The sequence below is a fragment of the Janibacter sp. HTCC2649 genome (assembly GCF_000152705.1).
Classification (GTDB): domain Bacteria; phylum Actinomycetota; class Actinomycetes; order Actinomycetales; family Dermatophilaceae; genus Knoellia.
Window position 1 is genome coordinate 428,378 of record NZ_CH672413.1, and the last position, 17,541, is coordinate 445,918.

At 68.4% G+C, this 17,541-nt stretch carries 18 protein-coding genes; 9 read left to right on the forward strand and 9 right to left on the reverse strand.

Features of this window, described 5'->3' with window-relative positions; all coding sequences use genetic code 11:
* Positions 1–162 precede the first annotated feature (162 nt).
* The gene (locus tag JNB_RS02060) at positions 163–1,059 is read left to right on the forward strand and encodes a universal stress protein (protein ID WP_009774733.1); all 897 of its coding nucleotides are present in this window, start codon (positions 163–165) and stop codon (positions 1,057–1,059) included.
* Entirely contained in the window at positions 1,056–2,771 is a 1,716-nt protein-coding gene (locus JNB_RS02065; protein ID WP_009774734.1) for a SulP family inorganic anion transporter, read from the forward strand. The genes JNB_RS02060 and JNB_RS02065 overlap by 4 nt, the downstream gene beginning before the upstream one ends.
* Here JNB_RS02065 and JNB_RS02070 read toward each other — a convergent pair.
* Genes JNB_RS02070 through JNB_RS02080 form a run of 3 tightly spaced genes read right to left on the reverse strand, consistent with a single transcriptional unit; the run spans position 2,683 to position 7,315 of the window.
* Positions 2,683–3,801: a YbhN family protein gene (locus JNB_RS02070; RefSeq protein ID WP_009774735.1), complete on the reverse strand. Its 1,119-nt coding sequence runs from the start codon at positions 3,799–3,801 to the stop codon at positions 2,683–2,685. The two genes, JNB_RS02065 and JNB_RS02070, sit on opposite strands and share 89 nt — an antisense overlap.
* Positions 3,801–4,940 carry an acetate/propionate family kinase gene (locus tag JNB_RS02075; RefSeq protein ID WP_009774736.1) on the reverse strand — a complete coding sequence of 380 codons (1,140 nt, stop codon included), beginning with the start codon at positions 4,938–4,940 and terminating at the stop codon, positions 3,801–3,803. The genes JNB_RS02070 and JNB_RS02075 overlap by 1 nt, the downstream gene beginning before the upstream one ends.
* On the reverse strand, positions 4,937–7,315 hold the full coding sequence (locus JNB_RS02080) for a phosphoketolase (RefSeq protein ID WP_040883500.1): 2,379 nt from the start codon (positions 7,313–7,315) through the stop codon (positions 4,937–4,939). The genes JNB_RS02075 and JNB_RS02080 overlap by 4 nt, the downstream gene beginning before the upstream one ends.
* Before the next feature lie 110 nt (positions 7,316–7,425).
* On the opposite strand from JNB_RS02080, the gene JNB_RS02085 reads away from it, so the two are divergent.
* Genes JNB_RS02085 through JNB_RS02095 form a run of 3 tightly spaced genes read left to right on the forward strand, consistent with a single transcriptional unit; the run spans position 7,426 to position 10,801 of the window.
* A complete protein-coding gene (locus tag JNB_RS02085; protein WP_009774738.1) occupies positions 7,426–9,117 on the forward strand; it encodes a GAF domain-containing sensor histidine kinase in 1,692 nt (563 codons plus the stop codon).
* A gap of 48 nt (positions 9,118–9,165) precedes the next feature.
* The gene (locus JNB_RS02090) at positions 9,166–10,113 is read left to right on the forward strand and encodes a universal stress protein (RefSeq protein WP_009774739.1); all 948 of its coding nucleotides are present in this window, start codon (positions 9,166–9,168) and stop codon (positions 10,111–10,113) included.
* 40 nt (positions 10,114–10,153) lie between these two features.
* Entirely contained in the window at positions 10,154–10,801 is a 648-nt protein-coding gene (locus JNB_RS02095; RefSeq protein WP_040884098.1) for a response regulator transcription factor, read from the forward strand.
* Positions 10,802–10,805: 4 nt separating this feature from the next.
* On the opposite strand, the gene JNB_RS02100 is transcribed toward JNB_RS02095, so the two are convergent.
* Positions 10,806–11,399 (reverse strand): HPP family protein, encoded by a 594-nt coding sequence (locus tag JNB_RS02100; RefSeq protein ID WP_009774741.1) that lies wholly within the window; start codon positions 11,397–11,399, stop codon positions 10,806–10,808.
* 102 nt (positions 11,400–11,501) lie between these two features.
* The gene (locus JNB_RS02105; RefSeq protein ID WP_009774742.1) at positions 11,502–12,749 is read right to left on the reverse strand and encodes an acetyl-CoA hydrolase/transferase C-terminal domain-containing protein; all 1,248 of its coding nucleotides are present in this window, start codon (positions 12,747–12,749) and stop codon (positions 11,502–11,504) included.
* Positions 12,750–12,963: 214 nt separating this feature from the next.
* On the opposite strand from JNB_RS02105, the gene JNB_RS02110 reads away from it, so the two are divergent.
* Both JNB_RS02110 and JNB_RS02115 read left to right on the forward strand, forming a co-directional pair.
* On the forward strand, positions 12,964–13,848 hold the full coding sequence (locus tag JNB_RS02110) for a universal stress protein (RefSeq protein ID WP_009774744.1): 885 nt from the start codon (positions 12,964–12,966) through the stop codon (positions 13,846–13,848).
* 10 nt (positions 13,849–13,858) lie between these two features.
* Complete coding sequence (locus tag JNB_RS02115) at positions 13,859–14,299, forward strand: pyridoxamine 5'-phosphate oxidase family protein (RefSeq protein WP_009774745.1); 441 nt, start codon at positions 13,859–13,861, stop codon at positions 14,297–14,299.
* Between the two features lie 109 nt (positions 14,300–14,408).
* Here the strand turns inward: JNB_RS02115 and JNB_RS02120 are convergent, their stop codons facing one another.
* The 3 genes from JNB_RS02120 to JNB_RS02130 all read right to left on the reverse strand — a co-directional run bounded on the left by JNB_RS02120 (position 14,409) and on the right by JNB_RS02130 (position 16,167).
* Positions 14,409–14,897, reverse strand: coding sequence for a pyridoxamine 5'-phosphate oxidase family protein (locus tag JNB_RS02120; protein WP_009774746.1), 489 nt, complete (start codon positions 14,895–14,897; stop codon positions 14,409–14,411).
* 157 nt (positions 14,898–15,054) lie between these two features.
* Complete coding sequence (locus JNB_RS02125; RefSeq protein WP_009774747.1) at positions 15,055–15,660, reverse strand: membrane protein; 606 nt, start codon at positions 15,658–15,660, stop codon at positions 15,055–15,057.
* A gap of 99 nt (positions 15,661–15,759) precedes the next feature.
* Positions 15,760–16,167: a DUF1003 domain-containing protein gene (locus tag JNB_RS02130; RefSeq protein WP_009774748.1), complete on the reverse strand. Its 408-nt coding sequence runs from the start codon at positions 16,165–16,167 to the stop codon at positions 15,760–15,762.
* A gap of 70 nt (positions 16,168–16,237) precedes the next feature.
* On the opposite strand from JNB_RS02130, the gene JNB_RS02135 reads away from it, so the two are divergent.
* On the forward strand, positions 16,238–16,660 hold the full coding sequence (locus JNB_RS02135; protein ID WP_009774749.1) for a VOC family protein: 423 nt from the start codon (positions 16,238–16,240) through the stop codon (positions 16,658–16,660).
* 19 nt (positions 16,661–16,679) lie between these two features.
* Positions 16,680–17,078 (forward strand): DUF2237 family protein, encoded by a 399-nt coding sequence (locus JNB_RS02140; protein ID WP_009774750.1) that lies wholly within the window; start codon positions 16,680–16,682, stop codon positions 17,076–17,078.
* Between the two features lie 84 nt (positions 17,079–17,162).
* Here JNB_RS02140 and JNB_RS02145 read toward each other — a convergent pair whose 3' ends face one another.
* Complete coding sequence (locus JNB_RS02145; RefSeq protein WP_009774751.1) at positions 17,163–17,528, reverse strand: hypothetical protein; 366 nt, start codon at positions 17,526–17,528, stop codon at positions 17,163–17,165.
* Positions 17,529–17,541 lie beyond the last annotated feature (13 nt).

Consider the following 17,541-nt stretch of genomic DNA (forward strand, 5'->3'; position numbering starts at 1 on the left):
CGGAGCGGACAGGGACTTTGGGCCCGCGCTGTGCGCCACCGTCCGGGACCGGGCGAGGTCAACTCCTCCTCATGTGGGGACCAAGGACCCATCCCTGATCCCCGAGTGAGGGTGATGCTCGGTGGCATGGAGACAACCAGGGAGAGCGAGAGGGGGCCAGTCATGGTCGCCAACACGGGCCAATACACGGTGGTCGTCGGGTGTGACGGCTCCTGGGACAGTTTTCGGGCGGTGGACCTGGCGGCCCGCGAAGCCCTTGGTCATGGCTGCCGCCTGACGGTGCTCGTCGTGCCGCGCGATGACCCGCCGGGCAGCGACGAGCCCCTGTCCGGGTACTCGGCGGCCGAGGACCGAGGACGGTCCCGGGCTCAGGTGACTGCCCACCTTGCGCGGGAACGTGCACTGGCGGCGGCCCCGGACCTGGGCGTGGACATCGTGGTGGATGCGGTCGACGGCCCCGCAGTGGAGGCGCTCGCCCAACGAGCCATGATGCTCGTCCTCGGTGGACGGGGACGCGGTGGCCAACGAGCGCTGTCCCTCAGTTCGCCCAGTGACGAGTTGGTGCGACACCTCCGGGTACCGATCCTGATCCCGGGGGTGCGGTCTCCCGTGCCGTCCACCGTTCCGCACGCGCCCCACGTCGTCGTGGGGGTGGACGGGCGTGGTGGAGAGGAAGAGCTGATCAGCATCGCCGCGGTCGAGGCAGCGGCTCGCGGCTGCTGTCTGGTGATCGTGCGCGTGGTCCGTCCGGACCCCGCGGGCGGCGGCCTGGCTCGTCCGCACATCTGGGACGAGACCTGGATGGCGGTGCACCAGGCAGATACGGCTGCGTCCGTGTCGTGTCGAGTGGTGGTGACGGTTGGCGACCCAGTGACGGCGCTCACCGACGAGTGCGGACCCGAGGACCTGCTCGTTGTGGGCACACGTGGTCAGGGGCGCCTGGCCGGACTGGTGCCGGGGTCCGTGGCCCGCGGTGTCCTTGACGTCGGCACCCGCGATGTCATGGTCGTGCCACCGGCCGCCCGTGACATCGCCACCCGACATCCATCGGTGCAGTGAACCGCCCCTGGACGACCGGCAACCTGCTCCACCTGCGTCGGTACGACCGGGCGTGGCTGCGAGGTGACGTCGTCGCGGGACTGACGGTCGCGGCATACCTTGTCCCCCAGGTCATGGCGTATGCCGAGATCGCCGGTCTGCCCGCCACCGCGGGATTGTGGGCGGCCGTTGCGGCGCTTCTCGTCTACGCCGTCCTGGGTTCGTCCCCGCAGTTGTCCATCGGTCCGGAGTCCACGACGGCGCTCATGACGGCGGTGGCGCTGGGCGGTCTGGCGGCAGGCGACCCCGCAAGGTACGCCGTGTATGCCGCCAGCCTCGCCATCGTCGTCGGTGTCCTCTGCATCGTGGCCGGGGTGGCTCGGTTGGGTTTCGTTGCCGAACTTCTGTCGCGACCGGTCCTCGTGGGATACATGTGCGGGATCGCGGCCCTCATGGTCGTGAGCCAGCTGGGCCACCTCACGGGGCTGACCGTGAAGGATGGCTCGGCGGCGGCTGAGGTCACGCAGGTGGCCCGACATCTCGGTGAGCTGCACGCACCCACCGTCATCCTCGGGTTGATCGTTCTCGCCCTGCTGTTGCTGCTCGCTTGGAAGCTGCCACGCCTTCCAGGACCGCTGCTCGCGCTGCTCCTCGCCTCAGCGGCGGTCATCGTCCTGGGTCTCAGGAGCCGCGGCGTGCTCGTCATCGGGCCGGTCGACTCGGGCCTCCCGGACGTCCGGGCGCCGCACCTCCATCCGACGGATCTCGCCCTTCTGGTGCCCGCCGCCGTGGGTGTGGCCCTCGTGGGGTTCACGGACACGATGCTGACGGCGCGAGCGTTCGCGAGTCGCCGTGGGGACCACATCGACAACAACCAGGAGCTCCTCGCGCTCGGAGTGGCGAACGTGGCCGCCGGTGTGGCACAGGGGTTTCCGGTGAGCAGCTCGGGCAGTCGCACTGCCCTCGGCGTTGCCGCCGGGAGCCGCAGCCAGGTGCATTCGCTCGTCACCGTCGTGGCCGTGCTGCTCGCCGTCACGCTGGGTTCGAGGGTCATCTCGGCCGTGCCGGTTGCGGCACTGGGCGCCGTGGTCGTGTATGCCGCGACCCGCCTCGTCGACGTCGCTGACCTTCGGCGGATGGCCCGGTTCAGGCGGACCGAGCTGCTTCTGAGCGTCGTCACGGCCGGGGGAGTCATGGCCCTCGGTCCGCTCACGGGGATCCTCGTCGCCGTCGGTCTGTCCGTCCTCGATCTTCTGCACAGGGTGGCACGACCCCATGACGGCATCCTCGGCTTCGTGCCAGGACTTGCGGGCATGCATGACATGGACGACTACCCAATGGCGGAGCCCGTGGCTGGGCTCGTCGTGTACCGCTACGACTCGCCCCTGTTCTTCGCGAACGCCCAGGACTTCCTCCGGCGGGCGCTGGTCGCGGTCGACCGTTCGCACACACCGGTGCAGTGGTTCCTCCTCAATGCCGAGGCGAACGTGACCATCGACATCACGGGACTCGATGCCCTCGTGAGGCTCGACGAAGAGCTGCAGCGCCGGGGGATCGTGCTGGCTCTGGCCCGGGTGAAGCACGAGCTGCGAGCCGACCTGGAACGAGGTGGGTTCCTCGAGCGAATCGGTGACGCACACGTGTTCATGACCTTGCCGACGGCTGTCGCGGCCTACGTCGGTTGGTACCAGCAACGGCATGGGCGGGCCCCCGAGGGAGCCGTCGGGTCCTGAGCCCGAGCCGTCGACCGAACCACCAGGCCAGCAGCAGTCCTCCGACGGGGACCTCCATGCCGACGACGAAGATCCGATAGAGCAGAACTCCACCCGCGGCGGTTGCCTGGTCGACGCCCGAGGCAACCAGGAACCCGGTCATGCCGAGCTCGACGATCCCCGTGGCTGCGGGCGAAATGACAGCGAGGGAGAGCACTCGCTCTGCGGCGAAGGTCGCGAAGACGATCACGAGGGGAGGCTGGGAGCCCAACAGGCGCAGGCACAACCACAGCAGAACGGCTTGGAGCGCGGCATACGCCGCCTTGCCGATGGTGAGCCGAGTGCAGGCGCCGGCGATGAGCTCGGCCACGGAACGTTGCGCGGACACTGCCGTGGAGGCGTAGCTCGAGCCGCGCGGCCGCAACCGGTCAACTCGGTGCGTCACCCGATCGGCGAGCTGCCCGGCTCGCCGTGCCCATGACTCGGTGCGGAGAGCGGCGATCGTGAAGACCATGAGGCCCGCCAGGAGGCCGGACGCACCCAGCCCCGCGTCCCTCATGGCCCGGGAGGGCGAGCCGTCGAGCACGAGCCAGACCAGGGCGATTCCTGGGACAGCGAGCCGGGACAACACGTCCCAGATGTTCGTCACCAGTGCCCAGCGAAGGAACTCGGCCGTGCTGAAGCCCCACCTCCTGGCGGACAGGAGGTTGACCGCCGAGCCAACCGCGCCGCCGAGGGGGAGCACGTTCGACACCGCGCTGCCCGTGATGTTGAGGAAGAACGCCCGGCGGTGGTTCAGTCCGGGAAGGGCGGCTGACAGGGCGATGGTGTGCAGCCAGAGCCCGGCCAGCCAGACAGCCGCGAGAAGGACGGTCCCGGGAGTGGTCACAGTCGAGAGGACAGTGCCGATCTGATGCCAGCTCGCCCCAGCGACTCGCGGAAGGCCGAAGGCGAGCAGGCAGGCCGCGAGCGCGACGGCCAGGACCGCTTCACTCTGACGGCGCACGGTCGCCCACCGTGTGGGTGGAACCTCCAGGGTGGCCTCGTCCATCAGGGGTCCATTGCGCTCGCTCGCAGCCCTGCACTCGCGCGTTCCAACACGCCCGCCGACGCTCGAACCATCTGCACTTCCTCGCGAGCGCGGACGACGTGGACCCGGCAGGGCGCCGATGCCTCGGCGATGTCGCGGTCGTACGTGTCGAGGTTGGCGTTGCGCTCCTCGTCGATGTGCACTCCGAGGTGACCCAGGCGGGCGGCAGTGGCGCCTCGGATCTGGGCGGAGTTCTCGCCGATACCGCCCGTGAACACCAGCGCATCCATCCCGCCCGCTGCCGCCGCCATGGCGCCGATGCTGAGGACGAGGCGGTGGACGAAGACCTCGACGGCCAGCTGGGCCCGATCAGGCTCGGGGCCCCGGCGGCACCGCGCCATGACCTCGCGCATGTCCGAGGTGCCGGCCAGCGCGAGCAACCCTGACTCGTGTTCGAGGGCTTCGAGGGCTCGTGCGCTCGACACGCCGTGGTGGACCTGGAGCCAGGGGATCAGTCCGGGATCGACCGACCCGGACCTGGTGCCCATGACGAGACCGTCCAGCGGCGTGAAACCCATGGTGGTCTCGACGCTCTGCCCGTCCACGGTGGCGGCGAGGGAGCATCCGGACCCGAGGTGTGCCACGACGACGCGACCGTGCCGTTGCCCGAGGAGCTCAAGGGCTCGCCGGGAGGAGTAGGCGTGGGACAGGCCGTGGAAGCCGAACCGACGAACCCCCCAGGCCTCACGCCACTCGGCCGGAATGGCCAGGGTCGTGGCGGCAGGCCCAAGAGTGCTGTGAAAAGCGGTGTCGAATACGGCCACGTGGGGGACATCGGGCATCCCAGAGCCCAAGGTGTCGATGACCGAGAGAGCTCGCCGCTGGTGGTCGGGTGCGAGGTCCGAGAGCTCACGGAGAGCCAGCAGGACGTCGTCATCGATGAGCACTCCCTCGCGAAAACGGTTGCCGCCATGCACGATTCGATGGACCACGACCTCCGGTGGTGGAGATGCCGACACGGCGGACGTCACTGCGAATGACAGGTCGCCCTCGGCAACGGAGCCCCCTGCCGAGAGGTCCACCGACGACACCACACCCTCGCCCTCGAGCCAACGCAGCTTCACCGAGCTGCTGCCGACGTTGACCGTGAGGACGGTCATTCCTGCACGGAGGTGCTGGTGGCAGGCCACGACCAGTTCGCGATGGCCGGGTGGTCCTCACCGTGGACCCTCGTGTAGTCGCGGGCGGCCAATCGCGCGTCGGCCATCTCCTGGCGCAGACCCGCTGACACCTCGCTCAGCTGGGGCACCCGGTCGATGACGTCCATGACGAGATGGAAGCGGTCGAGGTCGTTGAGCATCACCATGTCAAAGGGGGTCGTCGTCGTGCCCTCCTCCTTGTAGCCGCGGACATGGATCTGGGGGTGCGCGTGGCGTCGGTAGGTGAGGCGGTGGATGAGGCCGGGATATCCGTGGAAGGCGAAGATCACGGGGCAGTCCGGCGGAAAGAGAGCGTCGAAGTCACGGTCGGACAAGCCGTGCGGGTGCTCGCTGTCCGGTTCCAGACGCATGAGGTCGACGACGTTGACCACGCGCACGCGCAGGTCGGGCAGTCGGTGCCGAAGGATGTCGGCGGCCGCAAGGATCTCGAGCGTCGGGACGTCGCCGGCGCAGGCCAGGACGACATCCGGATTCGCTCCTCCATCCGTGCTCGCCCACTCCCACAGGCCGAGCCCACGGGCGCAGTGGGCATCGGCCTGCACCGGATCAAGGAAGGTCAGCGCGGGCTGTTTGCCGGCCACGATGACGTTGATGAGGGAGCGCGACCGGAGGCAGTGCTCGGCGACGCTGAGCAGGGTGTTGGCGTCCGGCGGCAGGTAGACGCGGACGGTCTGTGCCTTCTTGTTCACGACGTGGTCGAGGAAGCCGGGGTCCTGGTGAGAGAACCCGTTGTGGTCCTGCCGCCAGACGTGCGAGGTCAGGAGGTAGTTCAGTGAGGCGATGGGCCGACGCCACGGCACTTCGGCGGAGACCTTCAACCACTTCGCGTGCTGGTTGAGCATGGAGTCGACGATGGGGATGAAGGCCTCGTAGCAGTTGAAGAGTCCGTGTCGGCCGCTGAGCAGGTAGCCCTCGAGCCAGCCCTGGCAGAGGTGTTCCGACAACACCTCCATCACGCGCCCGTCGACGTCGAGGTGGTCGTCTCCGGCGCGGATCGGGAGGGCCCACGCGCGCCCTGATTGCTCGAAGATGGCCTGCAGCCGATTGGACGCGGTTTCGTCAGGGCCCATGACACGGAAGTTGTGAGGGTTGTCGCGCACCACATCGCGCAGCCACGGGCCGAGCGCCCCTGTCGCAGAGCGCAGTTCGCGAGCCGGCTCGCCGACGGGCACCTGGTAGTCGCGGTGCGCCGGCAGCACGAGGTCACGCAGGACGACTCCGCCGTTTGCGTGGACGGACGCGCTCATCCGCAGTTCGGGGGCAGGCGCCAGCGCACGGATCTCGGCGCGGACGGCTCCCACCTCGTCGAAGAGTTCCTCCGGACGGTAGGACCGCAGCCAGTCCTCGAGGAGTCGGAGATGCTCTGGGTTCGTCCGGGGGGCGGCGATGGGCACCTGGTGCGAGCGGAACGAACCTTCGACTGTGTGGCCGTCAACCGTGGCCGGTCCGGTCCAGCCCTTCGGGGTGCGAAGAACGATCATCGGCCATTGGAGGGGATGGCCGGCGCCCGTTCCGCGGAGCTCGGCGAGGCGAAGGTATGCCGTGTCGAGGGCATCCGCTAGCGCCTCGTGCACTGCCACGGGGTCATCGCCCTCGACGAAGAGCGGGTCGTGGCCATGGCCGATCAGGAGCGACCTGAGCACGCTCTCGGGCTGGCGCGCGAGGACCGTGGGGTTGGCGATCTTGTAGCCGTTGAGGTGGAGGATCGGCAGGACCGCACCGTCACGGGCCGGGTTGATGAAGGCCGTCGACTGCCAGCTCGCGGACAGGGCTCCGGTCTCGGCCTCGCCGTCACCGATGACGCACGCGACGGTGAGGTCGGGGTTGTCGAAGGCCACGCCGTAGGCGTGGGCCAAGGAGTAGCCCAGCTCGCCGCCCTCATGGAGCGAGCCCGGGGTGTGCGGAGACGCGTGGCTGGGGATGCCGCCGGGCGAGGAGAACTGGCGAAACAGCCGGGTGAGTCCCGCCGTGTCACCGGTGATGCTGGGGAAGAGGTCCGAGTAGGTGCCGTCGAGGTAGGCATTCGCGACGACGGCCGGCCCTCCGTGCCCCGGCCCGGCGATGAAGACCGTCGGCGCGGCATGACGACGGATGGCGCGGTTGAGGTGGGCCCACAGGAGGTTCAACCCGGGTGAGGTGCCCCAGTGGCCCAGAAGGCGCGGCTTGATGTGCTCGGCCGCGAGGGGTTCTCGGAGCAGGGGGTTGTCGCGCAGATAGATCTGGCCGACGGAGAGGTAGTTCGCGGCTCGCCACCAGGAATCGACCCCCTCGAGGTCAGTCAGTGCTGCGGCGGGGGCAGGTGCGAGAGTCGTCATGCCACCAACGTTCACCAGACGAGGACCACCGTGGAGGGCCTTTGGTCCCTGTTCGGGGTTTCTGACGTCCTTTGAGTGCGCTCGGAGGGTGAGCGGCATACATTGAGCGCATGGCCGACAAGCGTTCGCGAGGCCAGATTCCCAAGGACTCGGCAGAGTCGGCCACAGCTTCGCTCTGGTCAGCCTCCTCGCTGCAGCTCGATGATCTGCTCGAGGAGCTGCGAGCCCGGGCCGGTAGTGCGCGCGAGTCACAGGTGCGCATGGCGTCGTTGCTCGACGCGGTCGTGGCGGTCAGCTCCGACCTCGACCTTGCCGACGTCCTCCACCGCATCGTGGTGTCTGCGTGCGAGCTGGTGGACGCGACCTACGGTGCCCTGGGCGTGTTGGGACCCAGTGGTGAGGAGCTCATCGAGTTCGTCACGCATGGGCTGAGCGACGAGGAACGTGCCGCCATCGGACCGTTGCCGCGTGGTCACGGACTTCTCGGCCTCATCATCACGAGCCCACAGCCGCAGCGGGTTTCGGACATCGGTCAACACACCAAGTCCTACGGCTTCCCGGCGAACCACCCGCCGATGACCAGCTTCCTTGGTGCGCCGGTCCGCATCCGCGACGAGGTGTTCGGCAACCTCTATCTCACCGACAAGAGGCAGGCGAAGGAATTCAGCCAGGACGATGAGGCGATCCTCGTGGCCCTCGCTGCAGCGGCCGGTGTCGCGATCGAGAACGCCCGGCTGTACGACCGCACCAGGGGACAGCAGCTCTGGTCGGAGGTGGCTGGGCGGGCGACCCAAGGGCTGCTGGCGGGCGAGGCCCACGACGTGGTTCTGTCCGAGGTCGCTCACCGAGTGGTGGAGCTGACGGAGGCGACGTCCTGTTTCGTTGCGCTCACCCGAGGAACGGACCTCATGGTCGTCGCGTCGACACACGCGGGCCCTGAGGTGGGCACGTCCGTGGGGGACCTCGCACTTCGCGCGGCGATGTTGGCGCAGGCCCGCAGCCTCCACGTCGACACAGCGGGCACCATCGGCACGAGGTCCACCGTTCCGCTGGTCCTCGGCGAGGCGCCGCTGGGCCTGATCGTCGTTGATTGGGAGGCCGAACAGCGGCTCAGCCACCTGCCCGAACTGAGTGCGTTCGCCGAGCGACTGACCGTGTCGCTCGTGGCCGCCAGCGCTCAGACTGAGAGGGCTCGGGCCGAGCTCTACGAGGACCGCGACCGCATCGCGCGCGACATGCATGACCACGTGATCCAGCGGCTCTTTGCGACCGGAATGTCCCTGCAGTCAGCTGCCCGACTGAGCAACGAGAACGTCCGACCACGCCTGGAGAGGGCGGTGGACGACCTCGACGCAGCCATCAAGGACATCCGCCACACGATCTTCGCCCTGCACCGACCTCCCGGAGCCAGGGAGCTGGCGAGCGAGATCACCGCAGTGTGCCGCGACGCTTCCGTCACCTTGGGGTTCCCTCCAGAACTGCGGCTGTCGGGGCGGACCAACGACCTGCCCGAGCAGCTCGAGGCGGACGTGCTCGCGGTCCTGCGCGAAGGGCTGAGCAACGTCGCGAGACACGCGGGAGCCACCACTGTCGAGGTTGCCGTCGAGATCAACTCCCGGGTCGCAGTCACCGTCGCGGACGACGGTCACGGGCTCGACCCGAAGCGCGAGCGTTCGTCGGGACTGGACAACCTCGCGAGACGCGCCGAGAGCCGTGGGGGCACGCTGCTCCTCGAGACACGCGAGCCGTCGGGCACCCTCCTCGTCTGGAGCGTCCCCCTGCGCGTCGATCGGGAGTCCTGAGGACCAAAGGCCCTGTCTGGCCTGCGCCGCGGGCGGCATGGTCGTGTCATGACCGACGTTCGCGCCCTGCGTGGCCCCTGGGCGAATCCGCTGTCCACCAGGTGTGGTGAGGCGGTGGTCGTCGGCTACGACGAGTCGCGCGAGGGCGCGAACGCCCTGGGGTGGGCGGCATCGCACGCGGAGGCCTTCGGCCTTCCTCTCAAGGTCGTGTATGCCGCGAGCGTGCCCGAGTTGGCGAGCACACCTGAGGATGCGGTGTTGGCCGAGAACACCGATCGCCTGGGCCGGGCCACTCTCGTGGCGCGCAGGGGCGCCACCCGGGCTCGGGAGGTGCACCCATCGCTCAAGACGCACGGTCAGGGCGCCATCGGCAACCCTGCGGCCGAGCTCGTCATGCAGTCGGCTAGCGCTTCGGTCGTTGTCGTCGGCCGGCGGACAACTCGGCCGACCAGCAGTTTGGGGTCGATTTCCTTCGCGGTGGGAGCCCATGCGCGCTGCCCTGTCGTGGTGGTTCCTTTCCCGACCTACCCTCGGCTCGGGCCGGGCTGCCCCGTCGTGGTGGGCGTCGACGGTTCTGGTTCATCGAAGGAGGCACTCCTGTTCGCCGCAGCCACAGCCGACCGTGCCAGGGCCGACCTCGTTGTCCTCTCTGCCTGGGCCCGGCCGAGGCCCGAGCCCTGGATGCCTGCGCTGACCGACGCCGACGGTCGTCCCGACGAAGCCGTCGCTGCGATCGAGCTGGAAGCGGCCGGGCGTCTTGTGGGAGCCGCAGTTTCGCTGGTCCACGAGAAGTACCCCGACGTGGTCACCACTCAGCGGGTCCGACAGGGACTGGCTGTCGAAGCCCTCATCGCGCAGTCGGCCCGGTCCGGACTCCTCGTGGTGGGCTCGCGTGGTCGAGGTGGTTTCGCCGGGCTGATGCTCGGGTCGGTGAGTCGGGCCGTGCTTCGCCAGGCTGAGATTCCTGTGGCTGTGGTCCGCAGCGGAAACCTGTGACGACCCGACGCCTTAGTCTCTGATGAGGAGTGTGATCAGCATGGTCCGTGTCTATCTGCTCGATGACCACGAAGTGGTCCGTCGGGGGCTTCGTGAACTCCTTGAGGTCGAGGACGACGTCGTCGTCGTCGGGGAGTCCGCGAGCGCGCTCGAGGCAACTCGCCGGATCCCGGCTCTGCGACCCGATGTCATGGTGCTGGACGCCCGTCTCCCCGACGGGTCCGGCATCGATGTGTGCCGGGACGTCCGGTCCGTCGACCCGACCATTGTGGGTCTGATCCTCACGTCGTATGACGACGACGACGCCCTGCGTGCAGCCGTGTTGGCAGGAGCAGCTGGCTACCTCCTCAAGGATGTGCGTGGAGCGGATCTCGTCACGTCGATCCGTCGGGTGGCATCTGGAGAGAACCTGCTTGACGCAGGAGTCGTGGCGCGGCTTCGGACGGGTTGGGGTCGGGACGCCGAGGACCCGCGCCTGGCGCCACTGTCGCCCCAGGAGCGTCGCATCCTCGAACACATAGCCCAGGGCCTCACCAACCGCCAGATTGGTCAGGCGATGTCCCTGGCCGAGAAGACCGTGAAGAACTACGTGACGTCCGTGCTCGCCAAGATGGGCCTGGAGAGCCGGACGCAGGCAGCGGTCTATGTCGCGAGCCAAGGACAGCAAGCCCCTCGGTCGGCACCCTGAGCCCTCAGTGTCGTTCGGTGAGCTTCACACTGCGGACACCAGTCACGGTTGCTGCCGTGGCTACCGCTGCTTCGCCCAGGCGACCTGCGAGTGGACTCACGCTGACGTGACCGTGGTGCACGGAGGCACGCCATTCCGGATGCCCCGCCTCGGCAAAGGCATCGCGCACGGCGGCCTCGATGGTCGTGTCGGGCCGGGCCAGGGCACGCACGAAATCGCTCCTGCTCACCATGCCGACGAGCGCCCCGTGGTCGTCGACGACCGGCATGCTCTTCCACCCTCGGCGGGACAGGGTGAGGGCAACGTGGGAAGAGTCCTGATGTGCTGTCGCGCACTCGGGCTCGGCTGACATCACGTCGCGGACGCGCTGATCGACGGTCGGCATCGGCCGAGTGGGACGCAGGTGCGCTCGCGGGTCCTCGGGCAGGCGCAGTCGCAGGATGTCTCCTTCGGTGATGATGCCCACGACCTGGTGATCCTCGTCGACCACGGGCAGGGCGCTGACTCGCTCGCGCGCGAGCACGTCGATGGCGGCCTCCAGGGGAGCGTCGGGGTGGATGCTCTCCACGGCCGTGGTCATGAGCTCGGCAATGAGCATGTCGTTCGCCCTTTCGCGGCGTGGGTGTGGTTCCAGCCTGCGAGGTGACGACGTGGGCCGACAGGGTCCTTGGTCCCTTGCTCGACCGTCTTGGCCCTGCCGTCAGCGCAGCCCGAGCTCGGCCGCGTCCTCCCAGAGGTCGGCCCGGACACTGGGGTGGGCCGCCTGCTCGATGAGGTGCCGGGCCTGTGCCTTGGCGTCCCAGCCCATGATCTCGGCCGTGCCATTCTCGGTGACCACGGCCGTGTGCTGGAACGACGTCACCGGACCTTCGAGCAGGCCCACGATCGTCGACACGTCAGCCCGGGGATGCCACGCGCGCAGGGCCATGAGCGCCTGCCCTCCTGGTGAGTCCATCGCGCCCACGACGAAGTCGCACTGACCCCCGAAGCCGGAATGGACCCGAGATCCGACGTGGCTGCCGTTGGCCTGGTCGAAGAGGTCGACGGACAGGGCTGTGTTGATGCTCGTCATGGCCGGTTGGGCCGCGATGCGACCCGGATCGTTGACGATCTCCGTGCGCCGCATGCGCACTCGCGAGTTGGTGTGGAGCCAGGACATGAGACGTGGCCCGCCAGCAGCGAAGGAGGCGACCACCTGGCGATCGCGGTCGAGGGCACCCGCGTCGTCCAGGTCGAGGATCCCATCCGCCACCATCTCGCTCCACACCCCGAGACGTCGGAGTTCGGTGAGTCGAGGGACGACCGCGTCGGGGATGGCACCGATACCCAGCTGCAGGGTGGCGCCCGAGTCCACGCGGGCGGCAACCCGTTCACCGATGAGCCTGATGGCCTCCGAGGGTGGCGCCGGCGGCGTCGAAGGATGTGACGGAGCAGGCGAAGGGGAGGTACTCAGGACCACGTCGAGCTCGTCACCCTCGAGCTCTCCGTCGCCGTAGGTGAAGGGCACATCGGCGCGGGACTCGGCCATCACCAGACCGCCGGCCGCGCGGCATACCGAAAGAGCTGCGGGAAGGATGTTCACCTCGCAGCCGAGCGACCATCGCCCCCCGAGCCGTTCTGAGACCGACACGAGAACGACGTCGGGGACAAACCTGCTGGCGAGGAGGGTCGGTACGTGCGAGAGGCGGGCGGGGAGGTACGACACGGCGCCGTGGCGCATGCCCGGCCCGACGAACGGCGTCACGTGCGTGACACCCGACCGAGTGGGTATGCCGCGGGGTGCGTTGAGCATGAACAGCTCGTAGTGCGGGGCGGCCTCGTCCAGCAGGTGGAGCAGTTCCCACGGCACGGCCGCATTGCCACCCGCGACCACCCGAAGTGGGCGATCGCAACCACGGGCTGCCCGCCGGATGGCGGCGGTGACCGTCGCCCTGGTCGACGTGATCATGCGGCGGGGAGAGAGGTGGTGGGCATGTGCTCCTCCGAGGTGAGCGTGGGGTGCGCGCCATGCGCGTGGGCGTCCAGTACGCCGCCGGGCGTCGCGTCGTGGGTTCCACCGTGCGCGACAGCGCGCGCGACTCCTAGGGACCAATGGCCCTGTGGGGCGAACAACTCGGTGGTCAAGGTGGAGAGGTCAGATACTCGACCGCTGGGAGAAAACCATGAGCACCAACGAACACGCACGACCCGTCGTCGTCGGCTACGACAGCAGTAGTGATGGCGATGTTGCCTTTGAGTGGGCCCAGCAGGAGGCCGAGCGTCGCGACGCTCCGATCTCCCTCCTCGTGGCCCGCGGGGTGATGTATGCCGCTGCGCCGGGCCTGGGCGCAACTCCACCGTGGCCGGAGGGAGTCACCGGCGAACTCGTCCAGGAAGCACGGGACTACGCAGCCAAGCGCGCGTCCGCAGTGCGCGTGAGCGTGGACTCCTCCCTGGGGTCACCTGCCGCTGTGTTGGTCGATGCATCTGCCAATGCTGACCTGGTCGTCGTCGGTCGCCACCCGCACACGGCTGTCGGAGAGGCCTTCTGGGGGTCGACCTCCACGCAGGTTGTCGCCCATGCCTCGTGCCCGGTTGTCGTCGTCGACCGACCGGTCTCTGGTTCCTCGACGGCTCCGATCGTCGTGGCCGTCGACGGATCGGACGCGGGACGTGCGGCTCTTGGATTCGCCTTTCAACGGGCCTCAGCCGTTGGTGCACCCCTCGTGTGTGTTCACGCCTGGTGGATCGACGTCCCCGGCCACCTCATGGTGGCCTACATGAACGACGACATGGTCGCCAAGATCGAGAGCGGCGCGCGTGCCGTGCTGGACGACTCCCTGGCTCCGTGGATCGAAAAGTTCCCCGACGTCACGGTCCGCAAGGTGCTTCACCGTCAGTACCCGGCGCCAGCCGTGCTCGCCGAAGCCGGCGACGCACAGCTGATCGTGGTCGGAAGCCGTGGACACGGAGGTTTCGCTGGCCTGCTCCTCGGCTCCGTGAGCCAGGAACTGCTCCACGAACAGGACCGTCCGTGCCCTCTGGCCGTCGTCCACGCCGAGGACTGAGGCGACCGACATGCGCGTCGACGGCCCGACGGACCACAGCAACCTGCGGGTGATGTCCACCGATGAGTGCCTGACCAGGCTCGCGTCGTCGGCCATCGGGCGGGTTGGATTCGTCTGCGACGGTGAGGTTCTCGTCCTCCCGGTCCACCACGTCATCCGCGGCACCGAGGTCTACTTCCGGACCGCCGGAGGATCCAAGATCGAGGCCGCGTCAGACCACTCGCCCATGGGTTTTGAAGTGGACGGCCATGACGACTCGACCCACGCGGACTCGGCACCGGCAGGGTGGAGCGTCACCGTCACCGGTGCCGCCTCCGTCGTGGATGACGACGAGCTCGTGTCAGAACTGGAGCACCTGCACGGGAGCGACTGGTTGGTCGGCGACCCTGACGCGCAGGTATGGATCGGGCTGCGCTCGCACACGATCGCGGGACGCGAACTCCTCGTCTGACCCGTCTGACCCCCTGGGGCTGCCCGACGGTTGCGTCGAGCAGCCCCATCGGGCTGCCCTGGCCACCGCCGGTTGGTGCTCCCAGACGCGCCACACCATTGAGGCGAAGTCAGCCGGTGCGAACTCCACCAGTGACCGCGATGCGACGCCCCGTGACCGAGTCCGGCGTGAGCCGCAGCAGGTGCGGCTTGCTGCCCTGTTCCCAGGGCAGGAGCGGCAGGGTCATGACCTCGATCGCCTCGTCCACGGCATACACCTCGCTTGCTCGTCCCTTGAGGACGACGCTCCAGGCCTCGGCGGAGTCGAGGTCGTAACCGTCCACCTCGAAGGCGACCACCCGATTGCGCGCTGCCGAGTGCTTCGTGCCGCCAGCGGTCCGGACCACGACGGTGCCGTGGTCGACGACGTAGTTCACCGGGAAGATGTCGGGTGCGTCGTCGTGGATGACGGCGAGCCGACCGACGACGCCTTCCCGGACGAGTTCCCACGACTCGTGGGGAGTCAGGCTCCGGATGCCGGACCGGTCCGCAGAGCTGAGGTCGTCCGCAGCGGGCGAGGTCTCGGTGTCGTGCGTCGGCTGGGGCTGGTTGGTGTCCATGAACCCATGGTCCGCCGCTCGCTGCGCTCTCCACAGGGTCAAAAGTCCCGCCCCCGGGGAGCGCCGGGACGGGGGAGCGGTCAGGGGCCGTGGCCTCGCGACACACGACAGCGTCCCGGTGCCCTCTCGCGGGCACCGGGACGCTTGTGGGGTCGGGCTACTTGAGGATGGGGTACCTCTTGACGAGCGGCAGCTGCTCCCACCGAGCGCCGAGACCGAAGGTGTGGCCGGCGCCGATGCCGGCGAGCAGCACGAGCACGATCGCGTAGACGAGGTGGTCGTCCATGAAGGGGTTGTTCTCCGGAGGGAGGACAGCGCTCCACATCATGATGAGCATGGCCACGCCGGATCCGGCGGCGATGCGCATCCCGATCCCGAGCATGAGCGCGATGCCGATACCGGCGAGACCAACCATGAAGCCCCAGTTGGCCCAGGATGCCCCGGCGAAGCTCTGGTAGAAGTCCGCGAGAGGACCCTTGGTGCCGAACTTGAGGAAGCCCAGCGTGGGTGATCCGTCATGGATCCAGGCGGCCGGGCCGAATCGGTCCACCACACCGGTCTCGGCGTCCCGCCCGGTTGAGAAGCCGAGCGCGAAGAGTTTGTCGAGGAAGGCCCAGAGGAAGACCCAGCCGAGGGCCAGTCGGGCGGCTGCGCCTGACCAACGCACGACGGAGTTGCTGGTCGACCCTGATGCGGCGACAGGGTTCGTGGACTGAGTGCGGACAGCGCCGGCATCGTGCCGGGTGCGGATTGAAGTGCTCATCGAATGCCTCCTTGGTGAAGCCAGCGCGTTGTGCTGGTGACTCCACGGTGCCTCGATGCCACCGATGGCGACAGGGACCAAGGGCCCGTCATCTCGGCCTCAGCCGGGTTTGGCCTCGGTGATGACACGTCGGTGCAACTCGGTCGTGAGGTGGTGGATCTGACGGGTGAGCTCGGTGTTGGTCTTGAGCTCCAGTTCGGACTCGATGAAGTCGTGATCGGCCTTGGCCTGCTGGAACTCGGCCTGGCGGTTCTGTCCGATGAGGACGAACGTCGACAGGAAGATGGCCTCGAGGGAGACGACAAGGGTCAGAGTGGGCCATGGGCTGCTTTCGGCGAACACCATCCACAGCCCGAAGGCGACGGCGTGCAGGTAGACGAACGGCATCGAGCCCGCGAAGGTCGTGATCGCATCTGCCACTTTGAGCTGCAGGCTCTCGGCGCGTCGCAAGGCGATGGCGGCGGCGGCGGGATGGCGTCCGGGTGGCTTGGGAGCAGTGGAGGTCATGCACCCAATATGGCCGTTCCACGAAGGGTGTGTGGTTGTGCCGCCTCTGCGCGTGTGTGAGTGTGAACAGATGCCCCTGACAGTTGACGGTTTCTCCCATGTCCGCCTGACCGTGACCGACATCGCCCGCTCACGCGAGTTCTACGAGTCGGTGTTCGGCTGGGACGTCGCCTACGAGGTGCCGGACGGTGCCGACGACGCGACTCGTGAACAGCTCGGGTTCCTCTTCGGTGGAGTCATCTATCACGTCGGTGGTGGGCTGTTCGGACTCCGGCCGGTGGCCCCGTCGTCCGACGCGTTCTCCGAGGATCGCGTCGGCCTGGACCATGTGTCCTTCTCGGTCGCGTCGTTGGATGCGCTGACGTCGGCCGCCGCAACTCTCGACGAGCTCGGCATCGCGCACGAGGAGATCAAGGACCTCGGGCAGATGGCGATCCTCGAGTTCCGCGACCCCGACGGCGTCGCGCTCGAGCTCACCGCCCTGACGGCCTGACCCGAACGGCTTCTGACCCGTGACGGAGCGCAATGTCCTCGGGGGCGAGCTGGAGGAGTGCGGCACGGCACCCATGACGGGGTTCTTCCGTGACGGCTGCTGCAGCACCGGGCCCGAGGACCAGGGCAGCCACACCATCTGCGCGGTGGTGACCGCCGAGTTCCTGGAGCACCAGCGAGGCATCGGCAATGACCTGTCGACGCCGATGCCGCACTACGGGTTCCCGGGGCTGGTGCCGGGGGACCGCTGGTGCGTCACGGCCCACAACTGGGCGCGGGCCCATCGGGAAGGGGCAGCGGCGCACGTCGTCCTGGCGGCCACGAACGTGGCGGTGCTGCAGGTCGTGCCGCTGGAGGCTCTGCGGGAGCATGCAGTCGACGTCCCGCCGGACCTGAGCTCGATGGGTCCCGACACGTAGTCACCAAGACAGACGACCCCTGGCCTGCGCGAATCGCTGGAGCCAGGGGTCGTCCGTGGGTGGTGCCTTGTGTGCCGTGTCGGTTCAGCCCGCGGTGGGCCAGTCGACCCAGGTCACCTCGCCGCCACGAGCGGTCGCGGTGAGTGCCACCCTGTCGCCCGGAATGGGCACGAGGTCGTAGCGACCCTCCTCCAGGCTGGGGTAGACCAACGTGTGGACCGGCTGGGATGGACCCGGTCGGGCCACGACGGCAACATGCGGATGGTGGTGGTGGTGGCCGTGGTCGTGTGAGCCATCGTCACCGTGGTGGTGATGGCCGTCGACGGAACGAATCTCGACTTCGAGACCCTCGGTCTCCGGTGGCATCGTGACGATGAGGGCGCCCACGCTTCCACCGATGTCGAGCAGGACCGAACCTTGGCCTGCCCACGGGTTCTCCGGACTGGACATGATGACCTCCGAC

Excerpts from the sequence above, each read along its gene's own strand:
- JNB_RS02115 (WP_009774745.1), top strand. The coding sequence starts at position 13,859 with ATGCGCGTCGACGGCCCGACGGACCACAGCAACCTGCGGGTGATGTCC.
- JNB_RS02070 (WP_009774735.1), bottom strand. The coding sequence starts at position 3,801 with ATGGACGAGGCCACCCTGGAGGTTCCACCCACACGGTGGGCGACCGTG.
- JNB_RS02105 (WP_009774742.1), bottom strand. The coding sequence starts at position 12,749 with ATGATCACGTCGACCAGGGCGACGGTCACCGCCGCCATCCGGCGGGCA.
- JNB_RS02060 (WP_009774733.1), top strand. The coding sequence starts at position 163 with ATGGTCGCCAACACGGGCCAATACACGGTGGTCGTCGGGTGTGACGGC.
- JNB_RS02100 (WP_009774741.1), bottom strand. The coding sequence starts at position 11,399 with ATGCTCATTGCCGAGCTCATGACCACGGCCGTGGAGAGCATCCACCCC.
- JNB_RS02110 (WP_009774744.1), top strand. The coding sequence starts at position 12,964 with ATGAGCACCAACGAACACGCACGACCCGTCGTCGTCGGCTACGACAGC.
- JNB_RS02080 (WP_040883500.1), bottom strand. The coding sequence starts at position 7,315 with ATGACGACTCTCGCACCTGCCCCCGCCGCAGCACTGACTGACCTCGAG.
- JNB_RS02085 (WP_009774738.1), top strand. The coding sequence starts at position 7,426 with ATGGCCGACAAGCGTTCGCGAGGCCAGATTCCCAAGGACTCGGCAGAG.
- JNB_RS02075 (WP_009774736.1), bottom strand. The coding sequence starts at position 4,940 with ATGACCGTCCTCACGGTCAACGTCGGCAGCAGCTCGGTGAAGCTGCGT.
- JNB_RS02095 (WP_040884098.1), top strand. The coding sequence starts at position 10,154 with ATGGTCCGTGTCTATCTGCTCGATGACCACGAAGTGGTCCGTCGGGGG.
- JNB_RS02125 (WP_009774747.1), bottom strand. The coding sequence starts at position 15,660 with ATGAGCACTTCAATCCGCACCCGGCACGATGCCGGCGCTGTCCGCACT.
- JNB_RS02130 (WP_009774748.1), bottom strand. The coding sequence starts at position 16,167 with ATGACCTCCACTGCTCCCAAGCCACCCGGACGCCATCCCGCCGCCGCC.
- JNB_RS02135 (WP_009774749.1), top strand. The coding sequence starts at position 16,238 with ATGCCCCTGACAGTTGACGGTTTCTCCCATGTCCGCCTGACCGTGACC.
- JNB_RS02120 (WP_009774746.1), bottom strand. The coding sequence starts at position 14,897 with ATGGACACCAACCAGCCCCAGCCGACGCACGACACCGAGACCTCGCCC.
- JNB_RS02090 (WP_009774739.1), top strand. The coding sequence starts at position 9,166 with ATGACCGACGTTCGCGCCCTGCGTGGCCCCTGGGCGAATCCGCTGTCC.
- JNB_RS02145 (WP_009774751.1), bottom strand. The coding sequence starts at position 17,528 with ATGTCCAGTCCGGAGAACCCGTGGGCAGGCCAAGGTTCGGTCCTGCTC.